General features: G+C 54.4%; 17 protein-coding genes. 6 read left to right on the top strand and 11 right to left on the bottom strand.

Annotated elements, in window-relative coordinates; genetic code table 11:
* The first annotated feature begins 8 nt into the window (after positions 1-8).
* The 5 genes from AC3ITF_RS04640 to AC3ITF_RS04660 are packed head-to-tail and all read left to right on the top strand — an operon-like array spanning position 9 to position 5,079.
* On the top strand, positions 9-2,135 hold the full coding sequence (locus tag AC3ITF_RS04640) for a hybrid sensor histidine kinase/response regulator (protein WP_489176175.1): 2,127 nt from the start codon (positions 9-11) through the stop codon (positions 2,133-2,135).
* Between the two features lie 22 nt (positions 2,136-2,157).
* Positions 2,158-2,514 carry a response regulator gene (locus AC3ITF_RS04645; protein WP_117343173.1) on the top strand — a complete coding sequence of 119 codons (357 nt, stop codon included), beginning with the start codon at positions 2,158-2,160 and terminating at the stop codon, positions 2,512-2,514.
* Between the two features lie 15 nt (positions 2,515-2,529).
* Positions 2,530-4,215 (top strand): diguanylate cyclase, encoded by a 1,686-nt coding sequence (locus tag AC3ITF_RS04650; protein ID WP_489176176.1) that lies wholly within the window; start codon positions 2,530-2,532, stop codon positions 4,213-4,215.
* Positions 4,212-4,736: a chemotaxis protein CheW gene (locus AC3ITF_RS04655; RefSeq protein ID WP_096755949.1), complete on the top strand. Its 525-nt coding sequence runs from the start codon at positions 4,212-4,214 to the stop codon at positions 4,734-4,736. The genes AC3ITF_RS04650 and AC3ITF_RS04655 overlap by 4 nt, the downstream gene beginning before the upstream one ends.
* Positions 4,720-5,079, top strand: coding sequence for a hypothetical protein (locus tag AC3ITF_RS04660; RefSeq protein WP_096755950.1), 360 nt, complete (start codon positions 4,720-4,722; stop codon positions 5,077-5,079). Before AC3ITF_RS04655 ends, AC3ITF_RS04660 begins: the two co-directional genes overlap by 17 nt.
* A 74-nt stretch (positions 5,080-5,153) precedes the next feature.
* Here AC3ITF_RS04660 and AC3ITF_RS04665 read toward each other — a convergent pair whose 3' ends face one another.
* The 6 genes from AC3ITF_RS04665 to sitA all read right to left on the bottom strand — a co-directional run bounded on the left by AC3ITF_RS04665 (position 5,154) and on the right by sitA (position 11,198).
* On the bottom strand, positions 5,154-6,776 hold the full coding sequence (locus tag AC3ITF_RS04665; RefSeq protein WP_489176177.1) for a serine hydrolase: 1,623 nt from the start codon (positions 6,774-6,776) through the stop codon (positions 5,154-5,156).
* A 90-nt stretch (positions 6,777-6,866) separates the two neighbouring features.
* Positions 6,867-7,589, bottom strand: coding sequence for a cysteine hydrolase family protein (locus AC3ITF_RS04670; RefSeq protein ID WP_135911515.1), 723 nt, complete (start codon positions 7,587-7,589; stop codon positions 6,867-6,869).
* Positions 7,590-7,760: 171 nt separating this feature from the next.
* A complete protein-coding gene (sitD, locus tag AC3ITF_RS04675) occupies positions 7,761-8,612 on the bottom strand; it encodes an iron/manganese ABC transporter permease subunit SitD (RefSeq protein WP_153880083.1) in 852 nt (283 codons plus the stop codon).
* Complete coding sequence (gene sitC / locus AC3ITF_RS04680) at positions 8,603-9,466, bottom strand: iron/manganese ABC transporter permease subunit SitC (RefSeq protein ID WP_048213040.1); 864 nt, start codon at positions 9,464-9,466, stop codon at positions 8,603-8,605. The genes sitD and sitC overlap by 10 nt, the downstream gene beginning before the upstream one ends.
* The gene (gene sitB / locus AC3ITF_RS04685) at positions 9,463-10,284 is read right to left on the bottom strand and encodes an iron/manganese ABC transporter ATP-binding protein SitB (RefSeq protein ID WP_115257617.1); all 822 of its coding nucleotides are present in this window, start codon (positions 10,282-10,284) and stop codon (positions 9,463-9,465) included. The genes sitC and sitB overlap by 4 nt, the downstream gene beginning before the upstream one ends.
* Positions 10,281-11,198, bottom strand: coding sequence for an iron/manganese ABC transporter substrate-binding protein SitA (gene sitA / locus AC3ITF_RS04690; RefSeq protein WP_115257618.1), 918 nt, complete (start codon positions 11,196-11,198; stop codon positions 10,281-10,283). Before sitA ends, sitB begins: the two co-directional genes overlap by 4 nt.
* Before the next feature lie 186 nt (positions 11,199-11,384).
* Here sitA and AC3ITF_RS04695 point away from each other — a divergent pair, with 186 nt between their 5' ends.
* On the top strand, positions 11,385-11,729 hold the full coding sequence (locus AC3ITF_RS04695; protein WP_489176178.1) for a nitrous oxide-stimulated promoter family protein: 345 nt from the start codon (positions 11,385-11,387) through the stop codon (positions 11,727-11,729).
* Between the two features lie 78 nt (positions 11,730-11,807).
* On the opposite strand, the gene flhA is transcribed toward AC3ITF_RS04695, so the two are convergent.
* The 5 genes from flhA to hypB form a co-directional block, all read right to left on the bottom strand.
* Positions 11,808-13,886 (bottom strand): formate hydrogenlyase transcriptional activator FlhA, encoded by a 2,079-nt coding sequence (gene flhA, locus AC3ITF_RS04700; protein WP_182260621.1) that lies wholly within the window; start codon positions 13,884-13,886, stop codon positions 11,808-11,810.
* 131 nt (positions 13,887-14,017) lie between these two features.
* Positions 14,018-15,028, bottom strand: a complete 1,011-nt coding sequence (gene hypE, locus AC3ITF_RS04705) for a hydrogenase expression/formation protein HypE (RefSeq protein ID WP_096755956.1) — start codon at positions 15,026-15,028, stop codon at positions 14,018-14,020.
* On the bottom strand, positions 15,025-16,146 hold the full coding sequence (hypD, locus tag AC3ITF_RS04710) for a hydrogenase formation protein HypD (protein WP_096755957.1): 1,122 nt from the start codon (positions 16,144-16,146) through the stop codon (positions 15,025-15,027). Before hypD ends, hypE begins: the two co-directional genes overlap by 4 nt.
* A complete protein-coding gene (gene hypC, locus AC3ITF_RS04715; protein WP_096755958.1) occupies positions 16,147-16,419 on the bottom strand; it encodes a hydrogenase 3 maturation protein HypC in 273 nt (90 codons plus the stop codon).
* Positions 16,410-17,282, bottom strand: coding sequence for a hydrogenase nickel incorporation protein HypB (gene hypB, locus AC3ITF_RS04720; protein ID WP_489176179.1), 873 nt, complete (start codon positions 17,280-17,282; stop codon positions 16,410-16,412). The genes hypC and hypB overlap by 10 nt, the downstream gene beginning before the upstream one ends.
* Positions 17,283-17,296 lie beyond the last annotated feature (14 nt).

Below are 17,296 nucleotides of genomic sequence, written 5' to 3' on the forward strand. Positions count from 1 at the left end.
GAACGATTATGGCTATCGATCTGAAAAAATTCGTTCTGCGTTTTATTGATGAAGGGAGAGGTCATTTGCAGACGCTCAGCGAGGGGGCCTTTCTGCTCTCCGCTGGGGAACATACTGATGCCGGGATAGGTGAGATGTTTCGCGCCGCGCATACCCTGAAAGGGGGCGCACGGATGCTGAAACTGCAAAGTATCGCCGATGTCACGCATCACCTGGAGGACGTCCTGAGCGAACTGCGGGAAAAAAAACTGACGCCGGACCGGGCGCTGGGCAACCTGATTCATGAAGCGGTGGAGTATCTCTCAAACCAATTGACCCAGCTTTTTGTCAGCGCAGGGGATAACCAGCTGCCGCCTGCGGATGCGGGGCTGTGTGAACGTCTTGCCTGTGCGAGCCGTGGGGAAGCCGCTACGTTGGCGGTGGAGGCGGTTATTCACGCGGACAAACCCGCGCTGTCGGCGGCGTCGATTACCGTGGACGGTGGCATTAAGCAGGCTGACTTCGTGCGCGTTAAGCTCAACAAGCTGGATGATCTGATCGACATTCTGGGGGAAGTGGTCGCCGGTCATGACCGCCTGGAACAGCAGATACAGAACCTGAGTCACATTGTGCCGCGGTTGTTAGGGCTAAGCGCAGAGCAACTTCGTCAGCAGATCCGCGATTTCAGCGCCCAGTTAAAAGAGAGCGTACAGGTTCAGCATTTGCAGATGTTTGAACTGTATGACGTGGCGGCGCGGATCCGCATGCTCCCGCTTTCCACGCTCTTTGAGCCGATTTCATTGCAGGTGAGTGAGCTGGCCTCCACGCTGAATAAGCAGGTGGTCTGCCGCTTTGTGGGCGGGGAAGTGGAGATTGACCGCCAGCTTATTGACCGGCTATCGGAGTCGCTGACGCATCTACTGCGCAACGCGGTCGATCACGGCATTGGTGACATTGATGAGCGGTTGGCGCTCGGTAAATCCACGCGCGGTACGATCACCATCACTACCCAGCAGGATGGCAGCGGAATATTACTGCGGGTGGAAGATGATGGCCGTGGGCTGAACTATCCGGCCATCAGCGCGAAGGCGGTCAGTAGAGGGCTGGTTCCCGCGTCGATGGCCGGGCAGCTCTCCGAGCAGGAGTGCAATGAGCTTATTTTTCATCCCGGTTTTTCAACCAGCAAAATCGTTTCTGAATTGTCCGGTCGCGGCGTCGGTCTTGATGTGGTGCGCAAAACGGTGGTAACCGATTTGCAGGGGGATTTGCAGGTGTACAGTCGGCAAGGTGTCGGAACGAGTTTCACGCTGCGTCTGCCGGTATCACTGACAATGATGCGTATCCTGCAATTTGAAGAGCAGGGACACCTGTTTGGGTTGCCCGCTCAGTATGTGGTTGAGGTGGTGGAGTACACCCCGGAAGGGATCAGCGATATTGCCGGGCGCCCGGCCATTATTTTGCATAACGAGTTTATTCCGGTGGTTTGCGCAGGCCTGCTACTCGGTATACACGCACGTCAGGGAAGCCGTTCTCCGGCGGGGCAGCGCTTAATCATTGTGCAGAATCAGTACAGCAAGATGGCGCTGCGGGTCGATAAGTTGCTCGATGAGCGCAAGATGATGATCAAACCGCTACCGAAGCATATGCAACAGCAATCGCTGGTATCCGGAATGGTCCAGACGCCGGAGAACCAGCTGGTCAGTATTTTGCAAGTTCCGGCGTTAATGGCGATGGCGCAGCAATCGCGACAAACCAGTACGCCCGTAAAACCGGTGAGCGTGGCGCAAAACGCCTGGCATGTGCTGGTGGTTGATGACTCGCTGAATACCCGCGAGATAGAAAAGAATGTACTGGAAGCGCACGGCTATCAGGTGACGCTGGCGGAAGATGGGCTGTCAGGCTTGCAGAAAGCGAAACTGACCCAGTTTGATGCGGTCCTGACGGATGTCGAAATGCCGTTTATGGACGGTTTTACCTTCACAAAATCGCTGCGTGGCGAGAAAAACTACCAGCACACGCCGATTATTATCGTGACCTCCCGCGCCAAGGAAGAAGACCGGCGGCGCGGTATTCAGGTGGGCGCGGATGCCTATATTGCCAAGGGCGATTTCGAACAGGACAGCCTGATAAAAACCTTAAAAATGCTGTTGTGCTGAGGGCACAACACCGAGAGAGACGATGCGAATTTTATTAGTTGATGATGATCTTTTTGCCGCTGAACTGGCATCCGTCTTCCTGGAAATGGACGGCTACGAGGTGGTGATTGTGGAAAGTGCCATCTCTGCCTTAGCGTGCCTGGATTCGGATAAAACACTCGATCTGGTGATTAGCGACCTGCATATGCCAGAGATCAGCGGACTGGATCTGCTGGCGCTGCTGCGTGCCCAGGGCTGGTCTAAACCGTTTATTTTGCTGAGCGCCAATGAAGTGACGGCCAGCGATGTGCCGTATGATCGCTGGGTGAAAAAAGATGAAAATCTGGCGGAAAAACTCGGCGCCGCGGTCAATGCGCTGCTGCAGCCTGCTACTGAATAAGTCAAAAACCTCACGATGAAACAAGAAAATAAGCACCTTGCTATGGCTGCCGCTCAGGAAAAAATCTCACGGCTGAGACAGGGGTTTTTACGCCGCATTCCCGATATGCTGGCACAAGCGGACAGGCTATTGGTGCAACTGGTCGCCGAACCCAGCGAGGTTTGTCGTAAACAGCTGCATATTTTGCTGCACAGTATTCACGGGTCTGCCGGGTCTTTTGGCTTTGCTCCGCTCGCTACTGCCTCCGCGGAAGGTGAGCGATTACTCACCGAGCCGGATCAATGCACATTACATTGCGATGAGCTGCGGAGGATCCTCCGTTGGCTGTATACCCTGACGCAAGAACAGCTCAGTCTTGAGCATCGTATCAGCGACACAGGCTTCAAATTACCGAACCCTGAGGAGCGTCCAGAGGAGGCGTTTGTCCGCCGTACCAGTAAACCGATCTACCTGTGCGATGATGACCTCGATCAGGTTGAACTGCTCGCCACCCAACTGCGCTGCTTTGGTTTTACCTGCCATGTCTTTGCGAATACCGAGGACTTTACCCAGGCCGTACTGGCGCAACCGCCTTCCGTGGTGATCATGGATGTCAGCTTTCCGGACAACGCCTACGGCGGCCCGCTGACCATGTCGGATCTGAAAAAGAAAGTTGGCACCGCTTTCCCGGTGCTGTTTCTCTCCTGTCACAGCGACTTTACGGCGCGCATTAACGCCATAAAATCGGGCTGCGACGGCTACTTTGTTAAACCGGCGTCTATCACCGATTTAGTGCAGGAGCTTCACCGCTTAACCCAGCCGTCGCTAAAGAAACCCTATCAGATCCTGTTGATTGACGATGAGCCAGCGGTCGCGGAATACAACGCGGAAATGCTGCGGATGGCGGGAATGGACGTGCATGTGCTGGAGAAACCTCAGTATTTGCTGCATGTGCTGAACGCCCAGCCGATTGATCTGGTACTGATGGACTACCACATGCCTGAGTTTAGCGGCGTGGATCTGACCAAACTGATCCGCCAGATCCCGCAGCACATTGGCCTGCCGATTGCCTATCTTTCCAGTGAAACTAATAAGACGGCGCAGTTTGGCGCCATGAGTATTGGGGCGGAGGACTTTATCCTCAAACAGGCCGATCCTCAGGGATTGATCCATGCCGTGTCGATCCGAGCGGAAAGAATGCGCACCCTGCGCGCCCGGATGTCGCAGGACAGTTTGAGTGGGTTATACAACCACTCGACGACCACCCACTTTCTTAAAAGCGCGATCGCCGAATCTAACTACAGCGGTAAATCGTTCTGCATGGTGATGGTGGACCTGGATCATTTTAAAAATATTAACGATACCTACGGCCACGTCGTCGGAGACCAGGTGATTGTCGGCATCTCGCAGCTGTTTTCCCATCGTTTACGCAGCACCGACATCGTGGGCCGCTACGGCGGGGAAGAATTCGCCATCATCATGCCGAATACCACCAGCGAAACGGCAGCCCTGGTAGTGGAACGTTTACGCAAGGATTACGAGCAGGTCGCGTTCTCCGTTAATGATACCTATTTTCACAGTACCTTCAGCGCTGGTATCGCGCAGTGGCAGTTTGGCGATCGTATTGAAACGCTGCGTGAGCGTTCCGATCAGGCGCTGTATGCCGCCAAGCAAAAAGGCCGCAACACCTTCTGTATCGCTGAAGAAAAGGAGAGGGCATGAGCCCACAACTGGAGCAGATCCTGGCGCTGAATCATGGTGAGAAACCCGAGTGTGAAAGCGTCGATGAGCCGCAGTGCACGCTGGTGTTATTTCAGCTGGCGGATAAAAACTTTGCTTTCTACGGCGCGCAGATAAGAGAGATCCTCGCAGAACGTCCTATCTCGTGGGTACCCTGTTGTCCGCCGATGCTTGAAGGCGTGATCAACTATCGCGGGCGCGTGGAGTCAGTCATGAGGCTGGACGGCCTGATTGACAACCCCGTGGCTAACGCCCTGGGAAAACGGACTATCCTGATTGGCTGCGGTGAGAGGATGCAAAGTGGCATCCTGATTGACAGATTGATTGATGTTCTTGAGGTGGTGGAAAGCCAGATTCATTTACCCGGTGATTCGCTGCCTCCGGCGCTACAGCCGATTGCGGTCGGGGTGGTCAAGGTGGGCGACACCTGGTTCACCCTGCTGGATCTGAATCTGGTATTTGACCGTTATCAGGAGACCTGTGGTGATGACGCAACCCGTTAACCTGGCGGCCGTGCGCATCCGCATGGGAACGCAGGAGTTTTACATTCCCGCAAGCCAGGTCCGTAACTGCTCGCGGGTGACGCACGTTTCACCGGCTATCCCGCGCTTTAGCCAGTGGCTGGGCATTGCCGATGAACCGCCAGAGGGCGGACATTTGCATTTTTTTGTTCCGCCAAGTGGTGTTGATACTGGCTGGTACTTATGGGGGCAACTGGAGAATGTCATGCTCTCCAGCGACATCATTTTTGCGCTGCCTCCGCTGCTGGCTCACAGCTGTCGCCTGCCCGCGCTACGGGCACTGGTGGGGCGCGAAGCGCTCAGCCCGCTGTTGAGCTGGGGCTGATAAATTAGCGCTTTATATGCTGCGGGGCAGGTTCTGACCTCGCAGCGTGGGGGCGTTGAGATTACTATATCCAGTTACTGGATATAAACATCTACAGACCGACTGACCAGATTAGTCATGAAATTATCAAGACTATCAACGGTCTTTTGGTCCTGGATACCATAAGTTTTTGCCACGTCATCAAGGTTTTCATAACTAACCCAAACCCGACCAATCTTATCCTGCCAGACGGAAACACGTAACGGCAGATCAAGCGATATGCCCTGTTTATCCTGCATCAGTTTTGTACCGACTTTAGGATTACCAAATACCAGGACTTTCGTTGGTCTGAGGTTCATGCCAGCGCCCTCGGCATTTTTCTCATGATCAATCTCGGTGAATAACGGAACACCTTCACTATTCAGAACGGCCTTCAGTCGGGAAATAGTCTCATCGACAGAGTATTTACTCTCTTGATTTTTGATTTTCTCTGAATTTAAACCAGAATTCAGTCCGGTTTTGTAGGCTTCGGCAATATCACGTGCCACCTGGGTCATGTCGACACCTTCTTTGTTGGTCAGTATCGTCACGCAAACCAGTTCATCACCGGCGGTAAAGCGGCTCAGATAGGCGCTGAAACCAGCGGTCGTTCCTTTGATTTCAAGGAAACCAGGATGACGGGTAAATTCCCAGCCAGCCATAGCGGGCACGACTTTGCCGTTTTTCAGTTTTGCGGGGCTGTAGATAATATCGCGCAGCTGTTTATCTTTAACTAGCGTGCTGCCTGCAAGACCGATGTCCCATTTACTGATGTCTTCAGCTGATGACCACAAGCCGCCGTACGCGTACAGGTTATCGGTGGCGATAGCGCTGACCGGCTCCAGTTTTTCACCCGCGGCGACATAACCGGTTGCGGGTTCAACCGGGTTGATGTAGGCGATTTCTGCTTTAAATTTAGCGTGCTGGTTGTGTTGCTTGTCGGGTGTTGGGCGATCCAGATAGGCTTTCGTTGGCATATCCTTCGCGAACTGTGTGCTTTGCAGGCCTAATGGTTCAATTTGGTATTTGATAACGAAGTCTTCATAACGCATCCCGCTGACGTTTTCGATAGCCATCCCTAACAAAATAAAGTCGGTCGCACTGGCGTTGATATCAGTACCGTTTTTAAATTCGAGTGGTTTATTTTTGACAAGATCAACCAGCTGCGCAGGTGTATATTTCTGCGCTTGTTTATAGCCGAAGGATCTGAAGTCGGGGATCCCGGAAGAGTGTTGCATTAACTCCAGTATCGTAATGTTATGCCAGCTTTCCGGTAAGCCGGGTATATACTTGCTTACTGGGTTATTAAGATTTAATTTTCCTTGCTCTACCAGCTGCATGACCGCTACGGCGGTAAAAGCCTGAGTGATTGGCCCGATACCCCACATAGTTTTGGTCGAAGCCAATTCATCATTGGTGAGTGTTGCCAGTCCATATCCAGCTGAGCGCGGGATATACGGAGCCTGAACGATCGCCATGGATAAACCGGGCAGATTATTTTTCGCCATCACCTCGGCAATCATCTGATCGATATATTTACCGTTTACTTTTAACTGTGGGTTACCACGATTAACTAAGTAGGTTGTCTCGTTAGAATTAGGGGCGGCAATCACCACGGAGGTTGAAACGGACATGGAAAGTAAAATACATGCCGCAATCACCTTTAACTTAAGCTTCATGGAGGGGTTCCGTTTTATTGATTTTTCTGTGCAGTTGTTGGCGATAACTACACAGCAATTAGATAATGATATGAAAGGTGCCGATAGTCGTTACTTAGCTGCGGCTATTACTGTTTCAATCGTCTTTTCAGTGTCCCATAAATCATTAGCAATAATACGGTAGTTGGTGAGTGCGGCGAGATAACCGTCACCTTCCGGAATTCGTGGCCCTGCCGTGGCGTCTTTAACTACGACAACCTCAAAGCCTTGCTCAATCAATTCACGCAAATGGGATTCAATGCACAGATTGGCGGCCATACCTGCCAGAATGACCTGGGAGATGCCACGTTTTCTGAGTTGCAGCACCAGATCGTTGGTTTCTGGTCCAAAAATTTTATGCGGTGATGTAATGACCGTTTCGCCGTCATAAATATAGGGTTTAAACTGCGGCATAAAGTCAGCACCTGAATTTTCGAAATTATCCACGTTCAGCGGTCCCTGACGATCAAACATTCCCGTGCTGTGCATAAATGTTTCGCCTGGTGCGGTCGATACCCATTTATGATCATGTGGGAAATAATAATGTGGAGAGACAAATACAGGAAGATGCTGTTCTTTTGCCAACTTAAACAGCGCTTCCAGGTTTTCTACGGTATTGTTTTCGGTGATGCTGTCTTTAAATACTTCCCAGCCAATTCCCTGCGGACTTAGAAAATCAACTTGTGGATCAACTACCACCAATGCAGCAGTCTTGCTATTAAGTGTAATACCTTTACGTGGTAATCCGTAGGCTTCTGGTTCAGAATATATTTCGGACATGCTCATCTTGCTCATAAAAATTTACCTGTTTGTATTTATTTATATCTGATGTGATAGTTACTATCGTCGCGATAAATAACGTCGGTAAATATGGCATGGTTTCAGAGGGAGTGAGTTGCTCAATACGCTGATAAAATTGTCATTGCGTATTCTAATAACGAAAGTGGGCATCTGAGTGCCCACACGTTAGAGGTCGTATTGCTGGCGTCGCCGTTCTAAACGGCGATCGCGCAGGGTGGAATAAATAAAGGCGATAACAAATAGCAGGGAGAATAAGACGACGATGGTCGGGGCCGGTGCGCTGTCGATGAAAAATGACAGGTACACGCCCATAAATGAGGTGACCATCGACATGACGACGGCGAGTATCAGGGCGTGGGAAAACTGGCGCGTGAGTAAAATTGCAATCGCGCCCGGCGCAATTAACAACGAGATCGACAGAATAATACCCACCGACTTCAGCGTGGCGACGATGGTGAGCGCGATCATACACAGCAGACCATAATGCAGCAGGGTGGTGTTCAGCCCGCAGGCTTTTGCCTGGTGCGGATCGAAGGCGTGCAGCAACAGATCTTTCCACTTTAACCCGATGACAAGGGCAATCCCCAGCGCAATAACCGCCGTTTGTGCGATATCCCCCAGCGAGACACCGAGCATGTCGCCGAACAGAATATGGTCCAGATGAATCTCAGATTGGATTGAGACGTACAGCACCAGTCCTGCGCCAAACATGCCGGAGAAGACGATACCCATCAGCGTGTCGCGTTTGATGCGGCTGTTATCATCGAGATAGCCGGTCGCCACCGCGCAGAACAGCCCAGCGATAAACGCGCCAATGGCCAGCGGAATGCCCGCGATGTAAGCCAGTACGATCCCCGGAAATACCGCATGGCTCATGGCATCGCCCATCAAAGCCCAGCCTTTGAGCACCAAAAACACCGATAATAGCGCGCAAGGTATGGCGACGATAACGGAGATGGTCAGCGCGTTCACCATAAAGCTGAACTGAAAGGGTTCCAACAGGGCGGTTAAGAACATGAGGACTCCTTATTCACCTGGCGGGCGCGGCGACGGTTGGCCAACAGACCGTGTTTTGGCGCGAAGACAAACGCCAGCAGAAACAGCAGTGTTTGCAGAACGACAATGATTCCGCCGGTCGCGCCGTCCAGCCAGTAGCTCAGCCAGGCACCGAAAAAGCTGGTCAGGCTACCGATAGCGACGGCGATAGTGAGCAGCCGGGGAAAGCGATCGGTCAACAGCCAGGCCGTGGCACCGGGCGTCACTACCAGGCAAATCACCAGAAATGCGCCGACAGTTTGTAGCGCCGCAACGGTGGAAACTGAGAGCAGCGTAAAAAATAACAGCTTCAGGCGGCCTGGGTTCAGACCGATAGAACGCGCGTGGTTCTCATCGAAAAAAACCACCATCAAATCTTTCCACTTCAACAGCAGAATGGTGAGTGAGATGACGCCGATAATTGCCAGTTGCAGAATATCTTCCGGTGCAATCGCCAGCACATTACCGAGAATAATGGTCTGAATGTTCACCGACATCGGATTGAGCGACACCATAAACAGCCCGATGCCGAAGAAAGAGGAAAAAATCAGCCCAATGATCGCATCTTCCTTCAGGCGCGAACGCTGGTTAAGAAACAGCATACTGCCCGCTGCCAGCCCGCCGGAAAGAAACGCGCCAAGCGCAAAGGGGAGCCCTAACATATAGGCCCCGGCAACGCCCGGCACAATCGAGTGTGACAGTGCATCGCCAATTAACGACCAGCCCTTGAGCATTAAATAGCAGGAGAGAAACGCGCACAGGCCACCGACCATCGCCGAGACCCACATGGCGTTGAGCATATACTGGTAGCCAAACGGTTCTGTCAGCCAGTTCATGGTGATTCCCCCTCGTTGGGCGTACGTCGAGAAATAAACGGCCGTTCATCATCGGTGATTACGTGCTGCTCACCGCCGCTTAGCTTCACATGGCGCAGGACGCCGCTGAACGCCAGCTCGAGATTCTCAGGGGTAAAGGTGGAGTCGGTCGGGCCGCTCGCCAGCACCGTCCCTTTGATCATGACTGTGTAATCACAAAACTCGGTCACCGAACCCAGATTGTGAGTAGAGACCAGCATCGTGCGCCCCTCATCGCGCAGTTCGCGCAGCAGGTCGATGATGCGGGCCTCGGTTTTCACGTCTACGCCGGTGAACGGTTCATCCAGCAAAATGACCTGTCCGTCCTGAGCGATGGCGCGCGCCAGAAAAACACGTTTTTTCTGCCCACCGGAGAGTTCGCCGATCTGCCGATGGCGGTATTCCAGCATATCGACCCGCGCCAGCGCCGCATCCACGCATTGATGGTCGCGCGCGGTTGGTCGTCGCAGCCAGCCCATATGGCCAAAGCGTCCCATCATCACCACGTCTTCCACCAGCACCGGAAATGACCAGTCCACCTCTTCCGACTGGGGAACGTAGGAAATCAGATTCTGTTTTAGCGCCTTGCTGACCGGCTGCTGCAGAATGGAAATTTCGCCCTGCGCCAGGCGGACAAACCCCATCAGCGCTTTAAACAGCGTTGATTTCCCGGAGCCGTTGACCCCGACCAGCGCGGCAATCGAGCCACCCGGTACCTGAAAGGTGGCATCGCGCAGCGCGGTGTGCCCGTTGCGATACGTCACCGTCACCTGATTGACGGAAATCGCTGAATGACTCATGGCTGGCTCCCCAAACCTGCGTTAATCCCGCTGACAATGGTTTCCGTTGTCACGCGCAGTAAATCCAGATAGGTCGGTACAGGGCCATCAGCAGCGCTCAGCGAATCGACATACAGCACGCCGCCGTAATGTGCGCCGGACTCACGTGCCACCTGACGGGCAGGCTTGTCGGACACCGTGCTTTCGCTAAATACCGTCGGGATCTGATGAGTTCTGATCGCATCGATCACTTTGCGCACCTGTTTGGGTGTGCCTTGCTGATCGGCGTTGATCGGCCACAAATACAGCTCTTTCAAATCGTTATCGCGCGCCAGATAGGAGAATGCGCCTTCACTGGTGACCAGCCAGCGTTTATCGGCCGGGATTTTTGCCAGCGCCGCATGCAGGGGATCGAGCGTCTGACGAATTTTCGTTTTATAGCGCTCTGCATTGTTCTGGTAGATGGTGGCATTGTCCGGATCGTACTTCATCAGCGCATCGCGGATGTTATCGACGTAAATCAGCGCGTTCTCAGCTGACATCCAGGCATGGGGATTCGGCTTGCCGTTATAGGGACCTTCGCTGATGCCCATCGGCTTCACGCCGTCAGAGACCATCACCTCCGGCACGCCGGATAAATGCTGGTAGAAGCGGGCAAACCACAGTTCCAGATTGAGACCGTTGGAGAGAATCAGCTGTGCGCCCTGCGCGCGTTTAATGTCGCCCGGCGTGGGCTGATATTCGTGAATTTCAGCCCCCGGCTTGGTAATGGAGCTGACCTCGGCTGCGTCACCCGCTACGTTGCTCGCCATATCGGCAATCACCGTAAAGGTGGTGACCACCTTAAATTTTTCTTGCGCCGATGCGGGCGACAGCGTCAGCGCCGTCAGGACGCAGGCAAGGAGAAACGATTTCAGATGGGGCAGGCGCGGCATAGTATCCCTCACAAGAAAGTGGTTAATTTATCATCGAATATAGCCTTTGCTATGTTATATAGCACAAGGCATGATAAATGAAAATAATTCTTATTTGCGTAGGGTGCTAAGGATGTATCACCTTCAGGTAATAGTGCCGCGGATTACTAAGGTGTATTATGCATGCAACTTAAATGTGGAGGCATCATGTCCGGCAAACGTATTGCTCGTGAAAAAATGACGATCCAGAAAATGATCTCGCTGTATGAGAGCCTGTGCCCGCAGGCTTCAGACGAGCCGGGGCATTACGATACGTTGTTTGCCTATGCGCAAAAACGACTGGATAAGTGCGTATTTGGTGAGGAGAAACCAGCTTGCAAACAGTGTCCGGTGCACTGTTATCAACCTGCAAAACGCGAAGAGATGAAGCAGATTATGCGCTGGGCCGGGCCGAGGATGCTCTGGCGTCATCCGATCCTGACCGTGCGTCATCTGATGGATGACAAACGCCCGGTGCCGGAATTGCCAGAGAAATTTAAGCCTAAGAAATAATGTTGCGGTGTGCCGGATGGCGGCTGCGCCTTATCCGGCCTACAAAGGCATACGCATCTGCGCCATCAGCCACAATCGTTAAACCAGCGCATCCTTATCAATACCCAGTCGCTTCATGCGTGAGAGCAACGTTGTGCGTTTCAGTCCCAGCCGCTGTGCTGCGCCTTTTGGACCGGCGACCACACCGTTGGTCTCTTTCAGCACGCGCATAATCAACTGGAATTCATCTTCGCCTTCCTGCGCAACTTCGGTCGCCACCGGCGGTGTGCACGGCGCCGGCGTGATGATATCCGGCAGGGACAGTTGCAGCACGTTGCCTCTGGTCAGCAGGACCGCGCGTTCCACCACGTTTTCCAGTTCACGCACGTTTCCCGGCCACTCCATGCCGCTTAGCGTGCGCAGCGCTTCAGCCGGAATGCTGTCGATATTGCGCCCCATCCGGCGAGCAATTTTAAAGGTGAAGGCCTTCACCAGCAGCGGGATATCTTCCGGGCGCTCGCGCAGCGGTGGCAGATGGATCGGGAAGACGTTCAGGCGATAGTACAGATCGTTGCGGAATTCGCGATCGGCCACCATTTTTTTCAGATCGCGGTTGGTGGCGGCGATCAACCGCACGTCGGTCTGGATCAGTTTGTTGCTGCCCAGACGTTCAAATTCCTGCTCCTGCAGAACGCGCAGCAGCTTAGGCTGTAGCTCCAGCGGCATGTCGCCAACTTCGTCGAGAAACAGCGAGCTTTTATCGGCCAGTTCGAAACGCCCGATGCGCTGCGTACTGGCACCGGTAAACGCGCCACGCTCATGACCAAACAGGTCGCTTTCCAGCAGTCCGGCAGGCATCGCCGCACAGTTCATCTTCACCATCCGACGGGCATTACGTCCGCTCAGATTGTGAATAGCCCTGGCAATCAGCTCTTTACCCGTTCCGGTCTCGCCCAGAATCAGCACGGTGCTGTCACTTTGCGCCACCATCTCGACCTGTTTGAGCACGCTGTACATGGCTTCGCTGCGGCCAATGATTTCACCAAACTCACTGTCCACGTTATTGAGCTGCTCGGTCAATGCCAGGTTCTCATCGACCAGCCGTTCTTTCAGGCGGTGGATCTCCTGGTAGGCGAGGGCGTTATCGACAGCAATGGCCACGCGCTCGGCAATCTGGCGCAGCAGCTTGAGATTGGCGGTAGTGAAGACTTTTTCTTCGCACTGGGCCAGCTTGAGGACGCCAAGCATCGTGTTGCCGGACATCAGCGGCAGCAGACACAGGGTTTGTAACTGGTTGCCCCAGGTGTCAAACAGCATGCGTTCGTAAGGCGCCAGCGCATCACGTTCGCTCAGGTTAATCAGCAGCATCTCTTTGCTTTTGAATACCCGCTCAGAGAGCGTGCCCGCTTCGTCAACTTCGCTCTGCTCGTGCGCCGGATGATGCTCATCCAGATAGTGGGTGGAATAGATGCTCAGCTTATTTTTGCGATCGCTGCGCAGCACGATGCTGATGGCGTCGATATCGAAGTAGTGGTGGATCTCTTTGGCGACTTCGCTGACCAGCTCATCAATGTCCAGTCGGGAGAGCACCGCATTGGTGATGGCGACCAGGATACGAAAGTTGTCACGCTCACGACACAGCAGATCGTAGTCGACGTTGTTGCTGACCCGGTTCTGGATCTGTTCGGCCACGACGCCGACGATCTGGGTAAAGGTTTGCAGGCGGTTGTACTCTTTTTCACTCCACGGGCTGTCTTCGCGGCGGATAAATTCACAGCCGCCGAAGATGCGCCCATCGGCCGCCAGCGGCAGCAGACAGTAGTGACCAAATTGGGAGTACAACCCGCCGGATGCCAGCTGCGGCCAGGTTTCACTAAACTCATGGTAGCTGCAGTGCAGGGCATCGGGACGAGACAGAATGCGGCGCACCGGACCGTGTGCCAGCACCGTTTCGTCTTCATAATCGATGGGTTTACCATTTTCACGCGTCGCGAAGTAACGCGCACGCTGCGTCTGCGCCTGCCATAACACAATAGCCGCACTGTCGGCCAGCGCCGAACGCTTGACCAACTGAGAAAGCGCCTCACTGAGAGACTGAAGATCGGGCTGCTGTAATAATGTACGAGTGATATCGAACAAGCCTTGCTGTCCGAGGTCGCTCATCGGTGTATACGACATATTGCTTTTCCAGGAAGCACCAACGGTGCAAAAACGGTAAATGAATTATAGGTATAAGTTGAAAATTATTGTCGGATGGCCAGGGTACGCCATCCGTAGGCCCGGTAAGCGAAGCGCCACCGGGCAATATATCAGCATATGCGTGGGAGTGGTTCGGCGTGTGGTAAATCAAGAGTTCGCTTCACGCCGTACAGTCCGGCCAGACGAACGCCTTTACGTTCCACCACTTCACCAATCAGCGCCGCATCGCGGCCCAACGGATGCGCGCGTAGCGCGGCAAGCACGCTTTCTGCGGCCTGGCGTTCCACGGCGATAACCAGTTTGCCTTCGTTGGCAAAGTTGAGTGCATCCAGACCGAGCAGTTCGCAGACGCCACGTACCGCTGGCTTCACCGGCAGGGATGATTCGGACAATTCAATGCCGAAGCCGCAGGCCGCCGCAAACTCGTGGGTGACTGCATTCACGCCGCCGCGAGTGGCGTCGCGCAGCGCTTTCACGCCGGGGATGTCACGCAGCGTCTGAATCAGCGGCGTTAACACCGCGCAGTCGCTGACCAGTTCACCGTCCAGCCCCAACTGCTCGCGCAGGTTAAGGATGGTTGCGCCGTGGTCGCCGAGCGTTCCGCTGACCAGCAGTACATCGCCTGGGCTCAGGGTTTGTGCACCCCAGTGGATATTAGCGGGGATCGCGCCCATTCCGGCGGTGTTGATAAACAGTTTGTCCGCCGCGCCGCGCTGCACCACCTTGGTGTCGCCGGTGACGATGGCAATGCCCGCTTCGCGCGCGGTGGCCGCCATGCTGTTGACCACGGTTTTCAGCGTGTCCATCGGCAGACCTTCTTCGAGGATAAACCCGCAGGAGAGGTAGCGAGGGATCGCACCACTGACGGCGACGTCGTTAGCCGTACCGCAGACAGCCAGCTTGCCGATATTGCCGCCAGGGAAGAACAGCGGATCAATCACGTAGCTGTCGGTCGAAAATGCCAGACGGTCGCCTTCAGCCATCAGTTGCGCCAGATCCAGACGCGCCTGATCTTCTTGTTCCGCCAGCCACGGATTCGCAAATGCTTCCATAAACAGGCTATTGATCAATTGTTGCATAGCCTGACCGCCGCTACCGTGGGCGAGTTGTACGCTGTTCATGCTTCACACTCCTGCTGACGATACTGATACCAGGCGGCACACGCGCCTTCGGAGGAGACCATCAGGGCGCCAAATGCGGTCTCCGGATTACAGGTTTTACCAAATAACGGGCACTGATGCGGTTTACATCTGCCGGTCAGCACCTCGCCGCAGCGCGCGCGCGGGTCGTCATACACCTGCTGTGGCGCCGGTTTGAAATGTGCTTCGGCATCAAAACGTTGGTAGTCAGGCGTCAGATGAACGCCGGAAGATTCGATAACGCCCAGACCGCGCCATTCGCTGTCGCCATCGACGCAGAACACCTCGGCGATAGCCTGCTGCGCCAGGGCGTTACCGGCATCCGGCACCACGCGACGGTACTGGTTCTCAACCTGGCTGTGGTCGGCAATTTTCTGCTCAATTAGCATCACCACGCCCTGCAGCAGATCGAGCGGTTCGAAACCGGCGACCACCAGCGGGCGATGGAAATCGGAGGCGATGAAATTATAGGCATCGGTGCCAATGACCATGCTGACGTGACCCGGTGCTAAAAAGGCGTCAATACCGTTATCTGGCTGTTCCAGCAGGCTACGCAGTGTTGGGATCAGCGTAATGTGCTGACAGAAAAAGTAGAAGTTTTGCACGTCACGCTGTCTTGCCTGCTGGAGCGTGATGGCGGTCGTCGGCATGGTGGTTTCAAAACCCAGACCAAAGAACACGACTTTGCGGGTCGGGTTTTCCTGCGCCATCTTCAGGGCATCCATCGGCGAATAGACGATACGGATATCTGCGCCACGTGCTTTGGCCTGCAGCAGCGACCCCTGTTTTCCCGGGACGCGCATCGCGTCGCCAAAGGTGCAGAAAATCACTTCCGGGTGGCTGGCAATTTCTACGCAGCTGTCAATTCTGCCCATCGGCAGCACGCAAACCGGGCAGCCGGGGCCGTGAATAAACTCCACGTTTTCAGGCAGCAGTTGGTCAAGACCGAATTTGAAAATAGCGTGGGTATGACCACCGCACACTTCCATAATGCGCAGCGGACGTTCAGCGGTGTAGGGGAGGTGAGCGGCACGTTCACACAGGTGGTCAATCAACTGCATCACCTGTTCTGGTGCGCGATATTCGTCAACGAAACGCATTTATTTTTCCTCGCCGTACAGCAACGCGCCGACATCCGGCTCAACGTCAAACATGTTTTGCAGCGCCTCGAGCGTGTCGCGCGCTTCAGCCTCATTAATGATGCTCATAGCAAAACCAACGTGCACCAGGACCCATTGCCCCAGACGTGGTTGACCGTGCTCATCACAACTACCGACCAGCGTCAGGTCGACGTCGCGCTGAATACCGCAAACATCAACCTTGGCCTGGTTTCCCTCAATGGTGCGGATTTGACCCGGAACACCTATGCACATCTCTGCGTCTCCAGCCAGGAGAGCCATTGATCCATGCCTTCACCGCTGGTGGCGGAAATCAGGATGATCTCAATTTCCGGGTTCACTTCCCGGGCGCTGGCGATGCATTGTTCAACATCAAAATTGAGGTACGGCAGCAGGTCGACTTTGTTGAGTAGCATCAGCGAGGCGGCGGCAAACATATGCGGGTATTTCAGCGGTTTGTCTTCGCCTTCGGTAACGGAAAGCACCGCCACTTTATGACGTTCGCCGAGGTCGAAGCTCGCCGGGCATACCAGGTTACCGACGTTTTCAATGAACAGAATACCGTTGTCTGCCAGCGGCAGTCGCGGCGCGGCATCGGCAATCATTTGTGCATCAAGATGGCAGCCTTTACCGGTGTTCACCTGGATGGCGGGCGTACCGGTGGCGCGAATACGCGCGGCATCGTTAACCGTCTGCTGGTCGCCTTCGATCACCGCACACGGCACGCTGTCTTTCAGCTTCATCAATGTTTCGGTTAACAGCGTTGTTTTACCGGAGCCGGGGCTGGAGACCAGATTCAGAACCAGATGCTGACGGGCGGCGAAGCGGGCGCGGTTACGCGCGGCCAGACGGTTGTTCTTGTCCAGCACGTCAATTTCCACTTCCAGCATACGGCGCTGGCTCATGCCTGGCGCGTGGGTGCCGGCTTCACCATGACCGTAGTGTAAATCGCCTTCTTCAGTTTGGCTCGGGGTGAAACTGGAGGTCTTCACACCGGTAATATTCAGCGCCGGACGAGCGGCCGGGGCAAATGGCGCGCTGCGAAACGCCGAGTGGGGGTTATGTTCATCACCCTCTATATAAAGGTTGCCTTCAGCGCAACCACATGTCGTACACATCGCTCACTCCTGAT

It is taken from the genome of Citrobacter sp. KH_055_1 (genome assembly GCF_057838705.1).